The organism is Amycolatopsis azurea DSM 43854, from assembly GCF_001995215.1.
Classification (GTDB): domain Bacteria; phylum Actinomycetota; class Actinomycetes; order Mycobacteriales; family Pseudonocardiaceae; genus Amycolatopsis; species Amycolatopsis azurea.
This window is the reverse complement of record NZ_MUXN01000023.1, coordinates 316-16,098: the sequence shown is the minus strand read 5'-3', so window position 1 is coordinate 16,098 and position 15,783 is coordinate 316. Positions and strand designations below refer to the sequence as shown.

Sequence of the window (15,783 nt, the reverse complement as noted above, 5' to 3'; positions counted from 1 at the left end):
GGTCGTGCTAAAACCCTTCACGGCGTGTGACGCCTTCCAGGGACTGACCTCGACCGGTCGGCCCGGGACATCGGAGTCAGGCTGCCCACGACGACCTCGACTCGCTCGGCCACGAGCGGGCGGGTTGATGGAAGCAGCAGACAGGCCCCTCTTGCGGAGGCTGGAGGAACTGCCCTCCGCAAGAGGGTTGCGAGGCGTCTCAGCCAGGGCCATGAGGTGGTCGATCGGCCTCAAGTATTCGATGCCTTGCTTTGGGTTCTCGTTCTGGCTTTGCCGAAATCGGCCGGCCGGTGTTCGAGGAACGCGGTGATCCCTTCCGATCCTTCCGCGGTATCGGCCAGCGCGGCGATCTGACGGGCTTCGTTGTCGAGATGCGGCTCCAGTGTCGTAGTCGGAGCTTCGCGGACGAGGCGGGCGGACGCGGCCAGCGCCTGCCGTGGCCCACGGGCCAGCGAGTGGGCCAACTTGCAGGCGTCATCGAGGGGATTGTCGGCCACGCGGCTGACCAGGCCGTAGCGCTCGGCCGTGCCGGCGTCGAGTTGGCGGTTGGTGAGGATGAGGTCGGCGGCTCGGGCGGGTCCGAGGGTTCTGGTCAGGATCCAGGAGACGCCGCCGTCGGGTGAGAGCCCTGCCGCGGTGTAGGCGGTGCGGAAGCGGGCGTCGCTTCCGGCGATGACGATGTCCGCGGCGAGCGCGATGCCGAGACCGCCGCCTGCACACGCTCCTTGGACGGCGCTGATGACCGGCATCTTCAGCGCACGAAGGCCGCGAATGGCGGCGTGGGCGGCGTCGGCGACTTTTCCGACGAGGGCTCCCGGAGTCGTGGTGTCCGCGAAGGTGCGGAGATCGCCGCCGACGCAGAATGAGTCACCTTCGGCGTAGAGCACGGTGGCGCCGAGATCGGGCATGGCGGCCACGGTGCGGACAGCTTCCGCCAGCGCCGTGGCGAGCTCCAGGTCGATCGCGTTCTTCCGTTCGGGGACAGCGAGTCCGATGCGGGCGACACCGTCCCCGCAGTCGAGGCGCACGGGTTCGCGGCTCATGGATGTACCTCAGGGGGTGTCGTTGCGGGTGTGTGGTGGCGTGATGGGTGGGCGGACACGGCGCTAGCGCGGGGCCATGCGGATGGCTCCGTCGAGCCGGATCGTTTCGCCGTTGAGCATGGGGTTGGCGATGATGTGCTCGACCAGCGCGGCGTACTCGTCGGGGTCGCCGAGCCGCGCGGGATGCGGCACCTGTGCGCCCAGCGAAGCTTTCGCTTCGTCGGGCAGGCCTGCCAGCAGGGGAGTGTCGAACAGCCCGGGTGCGACGGTCATGATTCGGACCTGTTTGGCGGCGAGGTCGCGGGCGATGGGCAGGGTCATGCTCGCGATCCCGCCCTTGGACGCGGAGTACGCGGCCTGGCCGACCTGGCCGTCGAACGCGGCGACCGACGCGGTGCACACGATCACGCCGCGTTCCCCTCCCACCGTGTCGTGGGCGAGGATGCGTTCGGCGGCGAGCCGGGTGACGTTGAACGTGCCGATCAGGTTGACCTCGATGACCTTGCGGAACTGGGCCAGTGGGAACGGTCCGTCCTTGCCGACGGTCTTGTAGGCGTTGCCGATTCCGGCGCAGTTGACGGCCGCGCGTAGCGGGCCGAGCTGCTCGGCCACGTCCAGCGCGGCGGCGACCGCGGTCTCGTCGGTCACGTCGGCGGGGGCGAAACGTGCGGCGGCGCCCAAATCCCGCGCGGCCTGCTCGCCGGAAGACGAGGGCAGGTCGAGCAGGACGACGTTCCCGCCCGCCTGCACGATGCGGCGTGCGGTGGCCAGGCCCAGCCCGGAGGCGCCGCCGGTGACGACCGCGACGGTTCCTGTGATGTCCATAGTGGATGTCCTTTTAGGTCTTCAGGCGAGAGCGCCGACTGCGGTGGACAAGCGGACGGGAAGCTCGCTGATCCCGTTGATGAAGTTGGATCGCGCGCGCACCGGTTCGCCGATCACCTCGATGGTGGGGAACCGGTCGAACAGGATCGGGAGCAGCGCCCGTGCTTCGAGGCGTGCCACGGCGTTGCCGAGGCAGAAGTGCGGGCCGGCGCCGAAGGACACGTGCGGGTTCTCGGTACGGGTGATGTCGAACCGGTCGGGCTCGGTGAAGACGTCCTCGTCCCGGTTCGCCGAGGCGTAGCAGAGCACCACCTTGTCGCCCGCCCGGATCCGCTGCCCACCCAGTTCGATGTCCTGCACCGCGGTCCGCCGGAACTGGGTGACCGGCGGGAAGTAGCGCAGGATCTCTTCGATCGCGGTCGGCAGCAGTCCGGGGTCGGCCCGCAGCCGCCGCCATTGGTCCGGGTGCTGTGACAGCGTCAGGATGGTGCCGTTGAACAGGTTCCGCGTGGTCTCGTTGCCGGCGATGACCAGCAGCTGGAAGAACCGGTCGAGGTCGTCGTCGGACAGCCGTTCGCCGTCGACCTCGGCGTTGACCGCCAGGCTCCAGACATCGTCGGTCGGATGCGCCCGCTTCCGCTTGGTCAGCTCCGCGGCGTAGGCGAACAACTCGATGAACGCCGAGACATACGACTTGGGATCGCCGATCTGCGGGTCACCGAAGCCGACCATGCGGTTGGTCCAGTCGTAGAGCAGATGGCGGTCGCCGGGTGGGACACCGAGGATGTCCGCGAGCACGAGCAGTGGCATCTCGGCCGAAACGTGCTCGACGAAGTCCAGATCGCCGCCGTCGCCGAGCTTGTCCACCACATCGCGGGCATGGCGGGTGATCGATTCGCTCATACCCGCCACGACGCGCGGGGTGAACGCCTTGCTGACGATCCGGCGCAGTTTCGAATGCTCCGGTGGGTCGGTGTTGAGCATCGCGCGGCGCATGTCGCGCAGCTCCCGGGGGCTGCTGTCGCGGATGAACGTGCCGCCCTCGTGGGAGCTGAACACCTCGGTGCGTTTGCCTGCCGCCACGACGTCGGCGTGACGGGTGACGGCCCAGAGGCCGGGGCCGCCGTCGAAGCCGTCGGTGGCCGGTTCAGGGCACCACACGACCGGGCTCTCGCGGCGCAAGCGGGCGAACAAGGCGTGCGGGAAGCCGTCCTGATACGTGTCGGGATCGCCCAGGTCGGGAAGTGTCACGCCGCCTCCTCAAGTCGTGTGGACGTGCAGGGATGAGGTTATGACCGTACGGACGGTCAGTCAAGTGGTGCGAGTCTTCGCGAAGGCGAGGCCGTCGTCCCAGGAGGATTCTCCGGCGATGAGCCGGCGGTACTTCATGATGTCCCGCGGCCGGTTCAGGGTGAGTGCCCCGGCGAGCCGGTCGCCTTCGCGGTAGAGCGCGGTGAAGCCGGCACCGTCGGTGTCGCCGTCGACGACGCGTACTTCGTCGGTCGCCGGGATGCCGACGAACTGGAAGCGGCTGCCGTACCAGTCCGACCAGAAGTACGGCACGGTCGCGTACGGCCGGGCGTTGGCGGGATCCAGTGCGTTGCGCGCCGCCAGCGCACCCTGTTCGGCCGCACTGGTCCAATGCTCCAGCCGCATGTGCCGGGAGAACACCGGGTTGTGCCAGCGGGCGACGTCGCCCGCGGCGTAGACGCCGGGAGCTCCGGTGTGGAGCGTCTCGTCGCAGACCACGCCGTCCTCCAGTGTCAGGCCGGAACCGGCCAGCCACTGGGTGGCCGGGGACGCGCCCACTCCCACGACGACCATGTCCGCCTTGAGCACTGTGCCGTCGGAAAGCCGGACCCGTTCCACCGCGCCGTCGCCTTCGATCGCGGCCACACCGACGCCACAGCGCAACGTGGTGCCGTTGCGTGCGTGCAGCGACGAGCACGCCGCGCCCATGTGCGCGCCGACGGCCCGGACCAGGGGAGTGGGCTGGGCTTCCACGATGGTCACCGTGAGCCCGCGGTCCCGTGCGCTGGAGGCGACCTCGGAGCCGATGAAGCCGGCCCCGACCACGACCAGGTTCGTGCCGGGGGTGAGGGCCGTGCGCACGGCGATCGCGTCGTCGAGGGTGCGCAGGGTGTACACGCCGCGCAGCGTGTCCCAGCCGGGGACGGTGCGGGCGCGGGCACCGGTCGCGATCACCAGCGTGTCGTACCCGTAGTCCTCGTCGCCGACGCGGACCGTCCTGCGACGGGTGTCCACACCGGACGCCGGCCGGCCGAGGGCCAGGTGCACGCCGAGTTCGTCGCGCAGTACCTGCTCGTCGCGGAACATCGGCGGCGCGGTGTCTTCCTTTGCCAGAAAGGCTTTCGACAGCGGGGGCCGGTCGTAGGGCAGGTGTTCTTCGGCGCCGATGAGGGTGATCGGCCCGTCGAAGCCGGTCTTGCGGGCGGCCTCGACCGCGCGCAGCCCGGCCAGTGACGCGCCGACCACGACAAGGCCGCCCACCTCAGTTCTCCAGCCGCAACGCCTCGGTGGGACAACCCGCCACGGCCGCTTCGACCTCCGCGAGCGCGTCCCCCTCGGCGACCTCGTCGAGCAGGACGAGATCGCCGTTGTCGTCGATCTCGAAATGGTCCGGCGCCAGCGATTCGCAGATTCCCAGGCCGGTGCAGCGGCCCCTGTCCAGCACGATCTTCATCGCGCGCTCCCTATGGTGTCGAGGTTCAGGTTCTTGGCGATGGTCTCGTTCATGACTTCGTTCGCGCCGCCGCCGATGCCGAGCAGGCGGGCGTCCCGCCCTTCCTCGTCTCCGCGGCGTCGCGGGCCCACGTGTAGTCGGCCTTGCCGTTGTCGTGCCGGTGGACTTTGTCGGTCCGGATGAATTCCTTCGGGACCTTGTAGCCCGCGAGCCGTTCTCGGCAGCCCGCGGCGAGCTCGTCCGCGGTCGGGGGGACCTCGGTGGCGGATTGGTAGAGCGCGACGACTTCCTGGCCCCAGCGTTCGCTGGCGCGTCCCACGACCAGGGCGTCCGCGACGCCCGGCAAGGCCCGGAGGACCTGTTCGACTTCCTCGGCGAAGACCTTCTCGCCCCCGGTGTTGATGGTGGTGGCCTCACGGCCGAAGAACTCGATGCCGCCGTCGGCGAGCAGTCGCGCCCGGTCACCCGGCACCGAGTACCGCGTCTCGTCCACGGTGACGAAGGTGGCGGCGGTCTTGTCCCGGTCGCCGAGGTAGCCGCGAGGGATGTGGCCGCCCTGGGCCAGCCAGCCGATCTCGTCATCGCCGGGGGCGAGGAGGCGGGCGCGGTCGTCGGCGAGCACCACGGCGTTGCCCTTGCCCGCGAACCGGTTGCCGGAGCCCCGTTTGGCGTGCAGCCCCGTTTCGGAGGAGCCGAGCATGTCAGTGATCCGCAGCTGTGGCAGCAGTTCCTTCAGGCGGGTCTTGATTTCCTCGCGCAGGGCCGCTCCGCTGTTGACGATCAGCCGCAGGTCCGGCAACGGCCGCGGCCGCAGTTCGAGCTCGGCCACCAGGGGAGCGCCGAACGCGTCGCCGACGATGGCCATCGACGTGACGTGCCGGCGCTCGCAGGTCTTGAGCAGCGTGGCCGCGTCGAAGTGTTCGGGACGGGGCTGGATCACCACGGTGGCGCCGCTGAGCCATCCGCCGAGTGCGATACCGGTGCCGGCGCCGTGCATCAGCGGGGGAGCGGGCAGGACGCGGCCGCGGATCGCCAGGGCGCGGCGGACGGCCTGCTCGACGTCGGTGAGGGCGGAGCCGTCGCGGTCGCGCACACCCATCGGCCCGGCGACCAGGTCACCGACCCGCCAGATGACGCCCTTGGGCATTCCGGTGGTGCCGCCGGTGTAGAGCAGGTGAGCGTCGGCCGGGCTCGTTTTCGGCGCACCGTCGGCCGGGTCGGCCCCGGCGAGCGCGGTCTCGTAGTCGAGCGCGCCCGGCAGCAGCGGTCCGGGTGTTCCATCGTCGACTTGCAGCAGGAGCGGCGAGTGGTCGAGCTGGGGAAGTACCTCCGCGAGCGAGGGGGCGAAGCGGGCCGCGTACAGCAGCACGCTCGGGTGTGCGTCGCGCAGCAGATACGCGAGTTCCTCCTGGGTGTACCGGTAGTTGATGTTGAAGGGCGCCACGGACGCCTTGTGCGCGCCGAGCACCCCTTCGAGGTACTCGGATCCGTTGTGCAGCAACACCCCGAGGTGGTCCTGCCCGGTCTCCCATGCTTCGACGTGCTCGGCGCGGCGGCCGAGACCGTGCTCCCGCAGGACCGCGGCGAGCCTGCGGGTGCGGTCGGTCATCTCGCGCCAGGACACCACGCGGCGGGCGATCACACAGGGTTCGTCGCCGAGTTCGGCGGCGATGGCTTCGTGCAGGGACGCCAAGTCCAGTTCGGGCATCGGAATCACGCTCCCGCGGTGAAGATCGGATGGCTTTCGCTGCCGTCGGCGTGCACGAACTCGGCGCGCAGGGGCATCCCTGCCGACGGCGTGGCGGTGTCCACCCGTGCGTGGAGCCAGGGTCCCTCGGCGAGTTCAACGATCCCGACGGTGTAAGGCACGAGGTCGGTGTAGGCCCGGTTGGGTGCGCGGTGCACGACGGTCCAGGACACCAACGTCGCCGTTCCCGCCGCGCGAACCCAGCTCAGTTCGGTCCCGCCACAGGCCGGGCACACGGCGGCATCCGGTGCCGCCGCCCGCGCGCAACGGTCGCAGTGTTTGATCAGCAGTTCGTCCCGTGCCGCGGCGTCGAAGAACGGGCCGCTCTTCGCGTCACGGGTGATGGGAGGCCAGGCGTGCTCGGTCATCGGCCCGCTCCGTTCAGGATCAGGGTCGCGTGGTGTTCGAGGATGCCGCCGTTGCCGCTGACCATGATCACGTCCCGCCGGGCCACCTGGCGTGCTGCGGCCTGTCCGCGCCCCTGGATCACGGCTTCGACGATGGGGGTGAACCCGGTCAGGTAGTAGGCCGACAGCTGGCCGCCGCCGGTGTTGCACGGCAGGGAACCGCCGGGGGCGAGCCGTCCGTCGACGACGAACGTCCCGCCCTCGCCTTTCGGGCAGAAGCCGTAGTCCTCGAGCGTGACCAGGACGGTGTAGGTGTAGCAGTCGTACAGCTGCAGGAGGTCGATGTCGTCGACGGTGACCCCGGCCATGCGCAGGGCTCGCGGCCCGGCCTCGGCGGCGCCCGTGCGCAGGCCGAATCGCGAGTCGTGGTGCATCACCCGCCCCGGATGTGCCTGCCCCCAGCCGAGGACGCCGACCGGGGGCTGGGCGAGGTCGCGGGCGCGTTCGGCGCTGGTGACGATGACCGCGGCGGCACCGTTGGACACCAGGCAGCAGTCCAGCAGACGCAGCGGATCGGCGATGAGCGGCGAGTTCTGGTGTTCGGCCAGTGTCAGCGGTGCGCGGTGCTGAGCGTCGGGGTTGTACGCCGCCCACGCGCGCTGGGCCACGGCGATCGCGCCGAGCTGTTCGCTGGTCGTGCCGTAGGTCTCGAAGTGCCGGCGCGCGGCCAAGGCGTAGAACAGGTTGGGGGTCACCGCCCCGATCCCCGCGTGATACCCGGCGAAACCCTTCGGCAGTGAACGGCCGGACCCGCCGAACGCGTCCCGACCGGAACCCTGCGGCTTGAGCGGCGTGTCGGCGAACACGCAGGCGACCGCGGTCGCCTCGCCACGCTCGATCGCCGCCGCGGCGTGGGCGATCATCACCGCCGGACCGGCGCCCAGTGCGCTGATCTCGGCGAGCAGACGCAGGTCGGTCAACCCGAGGACTTTCTGCAGCGACAACCGCGGCGCTCCTCGCACACCGGGGGTGACGAGCAGCCCGTCCACTTCGGACATCGCCAGTCCGGCGTCGGCGGCGGCGAGACGTACGGCCTCGGCGGCCAGGTCGGTCGCGCTGCGGTCATAGATCTTGCCGACGTCGGTGAGACCGAGTCCGGCGATCGCCGCCCCGCCCATGCGCGTCACCGGCCTTCCCAGCTGGGCTTGCGTTTCTCTGCGAACGCGCGGGGGCCCTCCTTGGCGTCGGCGGTCTTCATGACCGTGACCGCCTCGGCGTCGGACAGCTCCCAAGCGGCAGGCTCCCAGTCCGAACCGAGCGCGAGCATCTGGTGAATGACACGTTTGCTGGCCTGCACCGCCAATGGCGCGTTCGCCGCGATCACGTTCGCCAGCGCCAGAGCCTCGTCGAGCACCTTCTCCTGAGGAACGACCCGGTTGACCAGACCCCAGTGCAACGCGGACTCGGCCGTGATCGGCGCGCCGGTGAGGGTGGCCTCCAGGGCGATCGCCAGCGGGACGCGCCGGGCCAGCCGCAACAGGCCCCCACCCGCGGCGATGATGCCGCGGGTGACCTCGGGCAGCCCGAGCTCGGCGCTGTCGCTCATCACCGCCAGGTCGCAGGCGAGCATGAGCTCCGTGCCACCGCCGAACGCGTAGCCGTTGACCGCGGCGATCACCGGTTTGTCCAGCCGGCGCTTGAGGAACCCGCCGAAGCCGCGTTCGCGCTGCTCCCGGGCGATGAGCGGACGGCCGGCCGCGACCTCCTTGAGGTCCGCTCCGGCGCTGAAGGCGCGGCCCGCGCCGGTCAGCACACCGACACGCAGCTCGGGGTCGGCGGCGAACTCGTCGACCGCGGCCTCCACCGCCACCGACATCGCGGCGTTGACGGCGTTCATCACCTGGGGCCGGTTCAAGGTGATGAGCGCGATGTGCCCGATCCGGCGCAAGGTCGCCGGGGGTTCGTCGGTGGGCAAGGTGTCTGGCATGTCTCCTCCGCAGCCTCGATTCTAGAATGACCGTACGGACGGTCAATCAAAAAGGCAAGAGTGTGCCCCGATCGTTTCGGGGTGGGTCAGCCGTCCGCGCGCTGGGCGTACAGCTCGGTGATCTCGGTCGCGTACTTCTGGGCGATGGGTTTGCGCCGGACCTTCATCGTCGGGGTGATCTCGTCGCCGCCGGGTTCCCAGAACGCCGGGACCAGGGTGAACTGCTTGACCTGCTCCACTCGCGAGAGCTTCGCGTTCCCGGTGTCGACCGCGTCCTGGACGGCGTGCCGGATGCGCTCGTCCTTGACCAGGACGGCGGGGTCGGGTTCGAGGCCGAGTTTCTCGCCGAAGGCCGCGGCGACGTCGGGGTCCAGGGTGATCAGTGCGACGTTGTAGGGCTTGTTGTCACCGACCACCATCATCGGGCCGATGAGCGGGGAGCCTGAGCTGATGGCGTTCTCGATGTTGGTGGGGGACATGTTCTTGCCGCTCGCGTTGATGATCAGCTCCTTCTTGCGGTCGACGATCGTGATGTGACCGTCGTCGGCGACGGTCACGATGTCGCCGGTGTGCAACCAGCCTTCCGGGTCGATCGTCTCGGCGGTCTTGGCCGGGTCGTTGCGGTATCCCTTCATCAGGAAGGGGCCACGTACCAGGAGTTCGCCGTCCTCGGTCAGGCGGGTTTCGAGTCCGGGCAGGGGTGCACCGATCGTTCCCGCTCGAGCCTGTGCGGGCGGCGAGCCGATGCCGAGGCCGCACTCCGACATGCCCCATGCCTCGCTGACGGGAATTCCGAGAAGTTCGAGGAAGGCGTAGACGTCGGGCGGGATCGCGGCGGCGCCGGACAGGGCCCAGCGAAGCTTGTCCAAGCCGGACTGGGCGCGTACGGCGGCCAGTACCCGTGGTTCACCGGCCCGGAAGCCCGCGGCGAGTCCGGGATCGGCTTGCAGCCGCATCTCCAGTCCCAGCTTGATCTTCTCCCAGACCCGCGGTACCGCCGCGAACGTCGTCGGGTGCACGGCGGCCAACGCGGCGGGTAGTTGCCGCAGATCGGCGACCGGAGTGACTTCGACGCCGTGGCGCATGGCGAAGTAATGGCTGAGGAACCGGTCCGCGGCGTGGGCTGCGGGCAGATACGAGATCTCCGTGTCGTCGTCGCCCATCGGAAAAGACGAGCTGAAGCTCTTCGCCAGCGCGAGCGCGCCGCGGTGGGTGTGCTCGACGCCTTTCGGGGGCCCGGTCGTCCCCGACGTGTAGAGCAGGCAGAGCACGTCATCCGGCCGCACCGAACGCCAGGAAGCCTCGAAGTCGAAGCCAGGGGAGGGTGTCAGCCGGTCGAGGTCGCCGTCGTCGACGACCAGGAGATGCTCGACCGGGCCGCCCGCCGCGCTGATCCGGCTGGCGAACTGCCGTTCACAGATCACCACCCTCGTGCCGGCGTGGCCGAGCAGGTAACCGATCTGCTCCGGGGAGCTGGTGTTGTAGATCGAGAACGTCGTCGCTCCGAGATGAGAGGCGGCGGTCTCGCTCAAATGGAACTCGGTGCGGTTGGTCAACATCGTCGCGACGGTCTGTCCACGGTGGACACCCAACGCGGCGAGCCCGCCCGCGATGCGGCGTACCGCATCGCCGTAGGCGCGCCAGGTGAGGTCCGGGCTGTCGTCCAAAGTGCGCAGCGAGACGGCGTCCGGCTTGACCGAGACGGTGTGCTGGAACGCCTCGGGAAAGGTCAGGGGCTCGGTCATGGCTCTCCTAAATCGGCGCGACGGCCGCCTTGTGTCGACGTTGACTTTGAGCAACTATGAGCCCGACCGCACGTACAGTCAATACATCGTCCGAGGTGTTCAGAAGGCTGCGACGTGCTCCGACCTCACCGCGCAACGAAGCGCGAGATGGGTGAGACACCATGGTTGCTCGCATGATCCCGGCGTTGTTCGCCGTCCTGGCCATGACCCTTTTCGGGGTGCCCGCGGCGGCGGCCGAAGACCTTGGCCCGCCGCTGGCGGCGCCGGAGGCCGCGATGGACGCGGCCGTCACGTGCACCCCTGACATCGAGGACGCCAAGGCCAACCCGGTGCTGCTGGTGCACGGCACCGGCTCGACGCCGAGGGAGTCCTGGAGCTGGAACTACGAACGCGCACTGCCCGCGCTGGGGGTCCCGGTGTGCTCGGTGGCGCTGCCGGAACGGGCGCTGATCAGCGTTCCCGTCGCCAACGAGTACCTCGTCCACGCCATCCGCCACGTCCACGACCTGAGCGGCCGCAAGGTTTCCCTCCTGGGCCACAGTCAGGGCGGCACGCACATCCTGTGGTCCCTGCGGTTCTGGCCCGACCTGCCGGGCAAGGTCGACGACGTGGTCGCATTGTCCGGTGACTTCCACGGCACCGTGATCGGCAACCTCGTCTGCGCAGGCCCCTGCACGGCGATCTCCTGGCAGGCCCGGATCGGTTCGAACCTGCTGACCAGGATGACCCGTGACCCCCTCCCTTCAGGGCCGTCGTACACCACCGTCCAGACCGTGTTCGACGAGGTCGTCACCCCGGCGCCGCAAGCGGGACGGCTCGACGGCGCGGCGAACTTCACCGTCCAGGACTTCTGCCCCGGCCGCCTCGCCGACCACGTCACGATGCTCGCCGACGACGTCGCCTGGCAGATCGCCGCCGACGCCCTCACCCACGACGGCCCCGCTGTCGCGAGCCGCATCAAGGCCCGATGCTGGAAACCCTTCCTGCCCAACGTGAACCTGCTCGGTCTCGCCGATGCCATTCCCACGGTCGGCAGCGCTCTCGGCGGCATCCTGGGCCTGACCCAGCCGAAGCTGCCCGCCGAACCCGAGCTGCCCGACTACACCCGACCGTAGCGGAGAACTTGACTGACCGCACGTACGGTCTGTAGACAGTGAGAGGGAACACCTCCGCCGTTCACCGAGGAAGACGGGTATCCATGACCATCACGACCGGCACCGTGCGAGCGACCGCCGCCGTGCTCCGCACACCGGACGGGCCGTTCCGGCTCGAAAACGTCGTCCTGGACGCCCCCGGCCGCGGCGAGGTCGTCGTGCGGATCGCCGGTGTCGGGCTCTGCCACACCGACCTGCTGCCTCGCACGCCGGTCGTGAAGCCACCGGTGATCGCCGGCCACGAGGCCGCCGGAGTGGTGGAGGCCGTCGGTGACGGCGTCGCCGACCCGCTGGTCGGCGACCACGTCGTGCTCTCCTTCGACTCCTGCGGCGACTGCGCGAACTGCCTGGCCGCCCAGCCTGCGTACTGCGAGTCGTTCTGGCCCCGCAACATGTCGGGCAAGCGTGCCGACCGCTCGACGGGGGCCCGCGACGCCGAGGGCAACGCCGTCAAAGGCCGGTGGTTCGGCCAGTCCTCCTTCGCCACACACGCCGTCGTCGCGGCGCGCAACACCATCAAGGTCGACCCGGCGCTGCCGCTGGAACTGCTCGGACCGCTGGCCTGCGGTGTCCTGACCGGCGCCGGGTCGGTCTTCAACTCCCTCGATCTCGTACCCGGAACCGGCCTGGCCGTGTTCGGCGCCGGAACCGTCGGGCTCTCCGCGATCATGGCCGCCCGCGTCGCCGGCGCGACGACCATCGTCGCGGTCGATCTCAACCCGGAACGGTTGCGGCTCGCCGAAGAACTGGGCGCCACCCACGTCGTCGACGCCACGACCCCGGACCTGACCCAGCACCTGAAGAAACTCACGGGCGGCGGTCTCGAGTACACCTTGGACACCACCGGTGTCCCCGCGGTGATCACCACCGCGATCGACGTGCTCCGCCTGCGCGGAGTGTGCGGACTGCTCGGAGTGCAGCGCGGGGCACTCGCGATCAGGCCCGATCAGTTCGCGCTCGGCCGCACCGTCAAGGGAATCCTCGAAGGCGACGCCGTGCCCAAGCTGCTGATTCCGCGGCTCATCGCGCTGTGGCGGCAGGGCCGGTTTCCGTTCGACAAGCTCATCACCACCTTCCCCCTGGACGAGATCAACGACGCGGAGGCCGCGATGCACGCCGGTTCCGTCGTGAAACCCGTCCTGTTGCCCACCCCGACCAAGGAGCTGTGATGACAGTTCAAGCCGAGGCCCTGTTCATCGACGGCGGCTGGACACGGCCGTCGACCTCCCAACGGATCGCGGTCCATTCCGCGAGCACCGAGGAACTGCTCGGTCACGTCGCCGCCGGAGTGGAAGCCGACATCGACGCCGCTGTCGCCGCGGCCCGACGCGCCTTCGACGATCCTCGCGGCTGGTCATCCTGGGAAGCAGCGGCACGGGCCGAAGTCCTGGAACGGTTCGCCGCCGAACTGTCGGCCCGCAGTGGCGAGATCGCGCGGCACGTGAGCAGCCAGAATGGCATGCCCATTCGCATCGCACGGCAGACCGAGGGGCTCGTCCCGGCCAACCTCCTGCGGTACTACGCGGGCCTGATCCGCGAGCAGCCACCCGAAGAGCTCCGGACATCCCTGGTCAGCGGCACCACCGCCGTCCGCAAGGAACCGATCGGGGTGGTCGGGGCGATCGTGCCCTGGAACTTCCCTCAGTCCCTGACTTTCTTCAAACTCGCCCCCGCCCTCGCCGCGGGATGCACCGTGGTGCTCAAGCCCTCCTCGGAGACGGTGCTCGACGCCCTCTTGATCGCCGACGCCGCGATCGCCGCCGGCCTCCCGCCCGGCGTACTCAACATCGTGCCCGGCTCAGGCCGCGGAGCGGGAGCACACCTGGTACGCCACCCCGGCGTGGACAAGATCGCCTTCACCGGCTCCACCGAAGCAGGCAGGTCGATCGCGGAAACGTGTGGACGGCTGCTGCGTCCGGTGACCCTCGAGCTGGGAGGCAAGTCCGCCGGGATCATCCTCGACGACGCCGACCTCACGGTGAGCATGAAGGGGATGTTCAGTTCCTGTCTGCTCAACCAGGGACAGAGCTGCTTCATCAGCACCCGCATCCTCGCCCCGCGAAGCCGCTACGACGAAGTAGTCGACGCCTTCACCGCGCTGGCCTCGTCCCTGCCCATCGGCGATCCGCTGGACAAGGCCACCGTGATCGGCCCGCTGGCCAGTCGAAAGCAACGCGACAGCGTCGAGGCCTACATCGCCACAGGCACGGCCGAAGGCGGCCGGATCACCACCGGAGGCCGCCGTCCCACGGGCTTCGACCGCGGCTGGTACCTCGAGCCGACGATCTTCGCCGACGTCGCCAACGACCACACCATCGCCAGGGAAGAGATCTTCGGCCCGGTGCTGGCGATCATCCCCTTCACCGATGACGACGACGCCATCCGCATCGCCAACGACTCCGACTACGGCCTCGGCGGCACCGTCTGGACGGCCGACACCGACCGCGGACACGCCCTCGCCCGCAAGGTCGCCACCGGCACCATCGGCGTCAACGGCTTCACCATGGACCCCGGTGCGCCGTTCGGCGGCGTCAAAGCCAGCGGCCTCGGCCGCGAACTCGGCCCGGAAGGCCTGACCGCGTACCAGCGATACAAATCCATCTACCTGCCCTGAATCCTGGCCGGTCTTCTAGACTGGCCAGGATCGACCGTCCGTACGGTTACCAAACGAGACACAGGGAGAACGCGGTGCCCCGACCAGTCGGCAGGCGAGCAGAGATCCTGGAGACGTTCGCTCGGCACGTCGCCGAGCGCGGGTACGATCAGACCAACCTGGGCGACATCGCCGAAGAGCTCGGCATGTCCAAAGGGACCATCGTCCACCACTTCGGCACCAAGGCCCAGATGCTGCGCGAAGTGGAAGAGAACTACATGCGCCGCCAGCTCCACGCGGTCCAGGGAATGTGGGAACGCCTGGAGAAACCGCAAGAGCGCGTGGCCGCGATCATCTACGCTTCGGTTCTCCTGCACGTCGTCGACCGCCACGCCACCGTTGCGACCCAGCGCGAGGTCGTGCAGCTGTCGGATGACCCGGCGATGCGGGAAGTCCGCAAACTACGCGGTGAGATGCAGCGCCTGACCGAAACCGAACTACAGCACGGCGTCGACGCAGGCCTCTTCCGGAAAGTCGACGCCCGGGTCGCCACCTTGCAGCTTTTCGGCTCTGTGCAATGGATGTGGGTCTGGTTCGATCCCAAGGGGCCCCAGACCCCCGAAGAGGTAGGGGCGTCGATGGTCGACGTCTTCCTCGGTGGCCTGCTGCTGGACCGGTACGGGCTGCAGCAAGTGGCGGATCCGAAGGGAGCCGTGGTCGCCGTGGTGCGGGAATGCCTCACAGCGGTGGGGGAGAGCCCCGAATAGCTCCGACACGACTCCTTTAGCCAGCCAGGGATGGGACAGGTGCTCGCCGATGAATCGATACGGCTCGTCGTGCATCAACATGTGCCCGGTCAAATTGCGCCCATGAGCTCCTACGGGTGCATCGAGGTGGACGATGCCGTATATGATCGCTGCGACGGCTGACACAGCAGCAAGGGTGCGGGCAGCTGCTCCCCCAGTTTGAGCGGATTCTGTCTGTGCGTTGCGTTCGACTCGGTAGTCGGGCGGGCGAAGGACGCGATGTCGGCGGGACGGACTCCTTGAAATCGGAGACTGAACTCTCAGCGAGGATCCTGACAAGGCTCGCTTGCTGAGCGGCGCGTGCCACAGCAGGATCCGTTGCGTCAGCTCGGTTGGGTTCACCGAGGAGGTCGAGCTCAGCTTCGCTGATGGCCGATGCTCGGCGTCGCATGATCACTACTGCGACGGCAGGCGCCAGCAGTCCCAGGTTGAGCCACGTAGAGAACTCGATCATGCTGACGAACCTCTTCCAAAGCTGGATTGTTTGTCGCGGACTTAGAGCGTGTCTTACGTGGTGAGTTTTCGGAGTTTCTTGTGGCAGCTGAGGGCGGCTCCGAGGGTGAGGAATGCGAGGAGGTGTTCGGCTTTGCGTTCGTAGCGGAGGGTGAGGCGGCGGTATCCGGTGAGCCAGGCCATGGTTCGCTCGATCACCCAGCGGTGCTTGCCGAGTTTGTCGCCTGCTTCGATGCCTTTGCGGGCGATGCGGACTGTGATGCCGCGGTCGTGGACCCATCGTCGGAGCGCGGGCTGGTCGTAGGCCTTGTCTGCGTGTAGCTTGGCGGGCTTGCGGCGTCGCGGGCCGCGGTGGGACCTGACCGCGGGGATCGCCATC

15 protein-coding genes are annotated in these 15,783 nt (G+C 69.0%); 4 read left to right on the top strand and 11 right to left on the bottom strand.

The window, feature by feature from the left end; genetic code table 11:
- Positions 1-230 precede the first annotated feature (230 nt).
- The 10 genes from B0293_RS28535 to B0293_RS28490 form a co-directional block, all read right to left on the bottom strand.
- Complete coding sequence (locus B0293_RS28535) at positions 231-1,043, bottom strand: enoyl-CoA hydratase/isomerase family protein (protein ID WP_005164908.1); 813 nt, start codon at positions 1,041-1,043, stop codon at positions 231-233.
- Between the two features lie 63 nt (positions 1,044-1,106).
- Complete coding sequence (locus B0293_RS28530) at positions 1,107-1,868, bottom strand: 3-hydroxyacyl-CoA dehydrogenase (protein ID WP_005164910.1); 762 nt, start codon at positions 1,866-1,868, stop codon at positions 1,107-1,109.
- A 21-nt stretch (positions 1,869-1,889) separates the two neighbouring features.
- The gene (locus B0293_RS28525; RefSeq protein WP_005164911.1) at positions 1,890-3,119 is read right to left on the bottom strand and encodes a cytochrome P450; all 1,230 of its coding nucleotides are present in this window, start codon (positions 3,117-3,119) and stop codon (positions 1,890-1,892) included.
- Between the two features lie 60 nt (positions 3,120-3,179).
- Positions 3,180-4,379 (bottom strand): NAD(P)/FAD-dependent oxidoreductase, encoded by a 1,200-nt coding sequence (locus tag B0293_RS28520; RefSeq protein WP_005164912.1) that lies wholly within the window; start codon positions 4,377-4,379, stop codon positions 3,180-3,182.
- 1 nt (position 4,380) lies between these two features.
- A complete protein-coding gene (locus tag B0293_RS28515) occupies positions 4,381-4,572 on the bottom strand; it encodes a ferredoxin (RefSeq protein WP_005164913.1) in 192 nt (63 codons plus the stop codon).
- Positions 4,573-4,621: 49 nt separating this feature from the next.
- Positions 4,622-6,280 (bottom strand): AMP-binding protein, encoded by a 1,659-nt coding sequence (locus tag B0293_RS28510; protein WP_005164914.1) that lies wholly within the window; start codon positions 6,278-6,280, stop codon positions 4,622-4,624.
- Positions 6,281-6,285: 5 nt separating this feature from the next.
- Positions 6,286-6,687, bottom strand: coding sequence for a Zn-ribbon domain-containing OB-fold protein (locus tag B0293_RS28505; RefSeq protein ID WP_005164923.1), 402 nt, complete (start codon positions 6,685-6,687; stop codon positions 6,286-6,288).
- Complete coding sequence (locus B0293_RS28500; RefSeq protein WP_039919313.1) at positions 6,684-7,844, bottom strand: thiolase family protein; 1,161 nt, start codon at positions 7,842-7,844, stop codon at positions 6,684-6,686. Before B0293_RS28500 ends, B0293_RS28505 begins: the two co-directional genes overlap by 4 nt.
- Positions 7,845-7,849: 5 nt before the next feature.
- The gene (locus B0293_RS28495; protein WP_005164927.1) at positions 7,850-8,653 is read right to left on the bottom strand and encodes a crotonase/enoyl-CoA hydratase family protein; all 804 of its coding nucleotides are present in this window, start codon (positions 8,651-8,653) and stop codon (positions 7,850-7,852) included.
- A gap of 86 nt (positions 8,654-8,739) precedes the next feature.
- Positions 8,740-10,398, bottom strand: a complete 1,659-nt coding sequence (locus B0293_RS28490; protein WP_005164929.1) for an AMP-binding protein — start codon at positions 10,396-10,398, stop codon at positions 8,740-8,742.
- 161 nt (positions 10,399-10,559) lie between these two features.
- On the opposite strand from B0293_RS28490, the gene B0293_RS28485 reads away from it, so the two are divergent.
- The 4 genes from B0293_RS28485 (at position 10,560) to B0293_RS28470 (ending at position 14,912) form a co-directional block, all read left to right on the top strand.
- On the top strand, positions 10,560-11,513 hold the full coding sequence (locus B0293_RS28485) for an esterase/lipase family protein (RefSeq protein ID WP_039919314.1): 954 nt from the start codon (positions 10,560-10,562) through the stop codon (positions 11,511-11,513).
- Positions 11,514-11,596: 83 nt separating this feature from the next.
- Positions 11,597-12,721, top strand: a complete 1,125-nt coding sequence (locus tag B0293_RS28480; protein WP_005164932.1) for an NAD(P)-dependent alcohol dehydrogenase — start codon at positions 11,597-11,599, stop codon at positions 12,719-12,721.
- Positions 12,721-14,166, top strand: a complete 1,446-nt coding sequence (locus B0293_RS28475; protein ID WP_005164934.1) for an aldehyde dehydrogenase — start codon at positions 12,721-12,723, stop codon at positions 14,164-14,166. The genes B0293_RS28480 and B0293_RS28475 overlap by 1 nt, the downstream gene beginning before the upstream one ends.
- A 74-nt stretch (positions 14,167-14,240) precedes the next feature.
- Positions 14,241-14,912, top strand: coding sequence for a TetR/AcrR family transcriptional regulator (locus B0293_RS28470; protein ID WP_005164935.1), 672 nt, complete (start codon positions 14,241-14,243; stop codon positions 14,910-14,912).
- A 546-nt stretch (positions 14,913-15,458) separates the two neighbouring features.
- Here the strand turns inward: B0293_RS28470 and B0293_RS28465 are convergent.
- The coding region (locus B0293_RS28465) for an IS5/IS1182 family transposase (RefSeq protein ID WP_077241405.1) at positions 15,459-15,783 on the bottom strand (325 nt) is incomplete at its 5' end.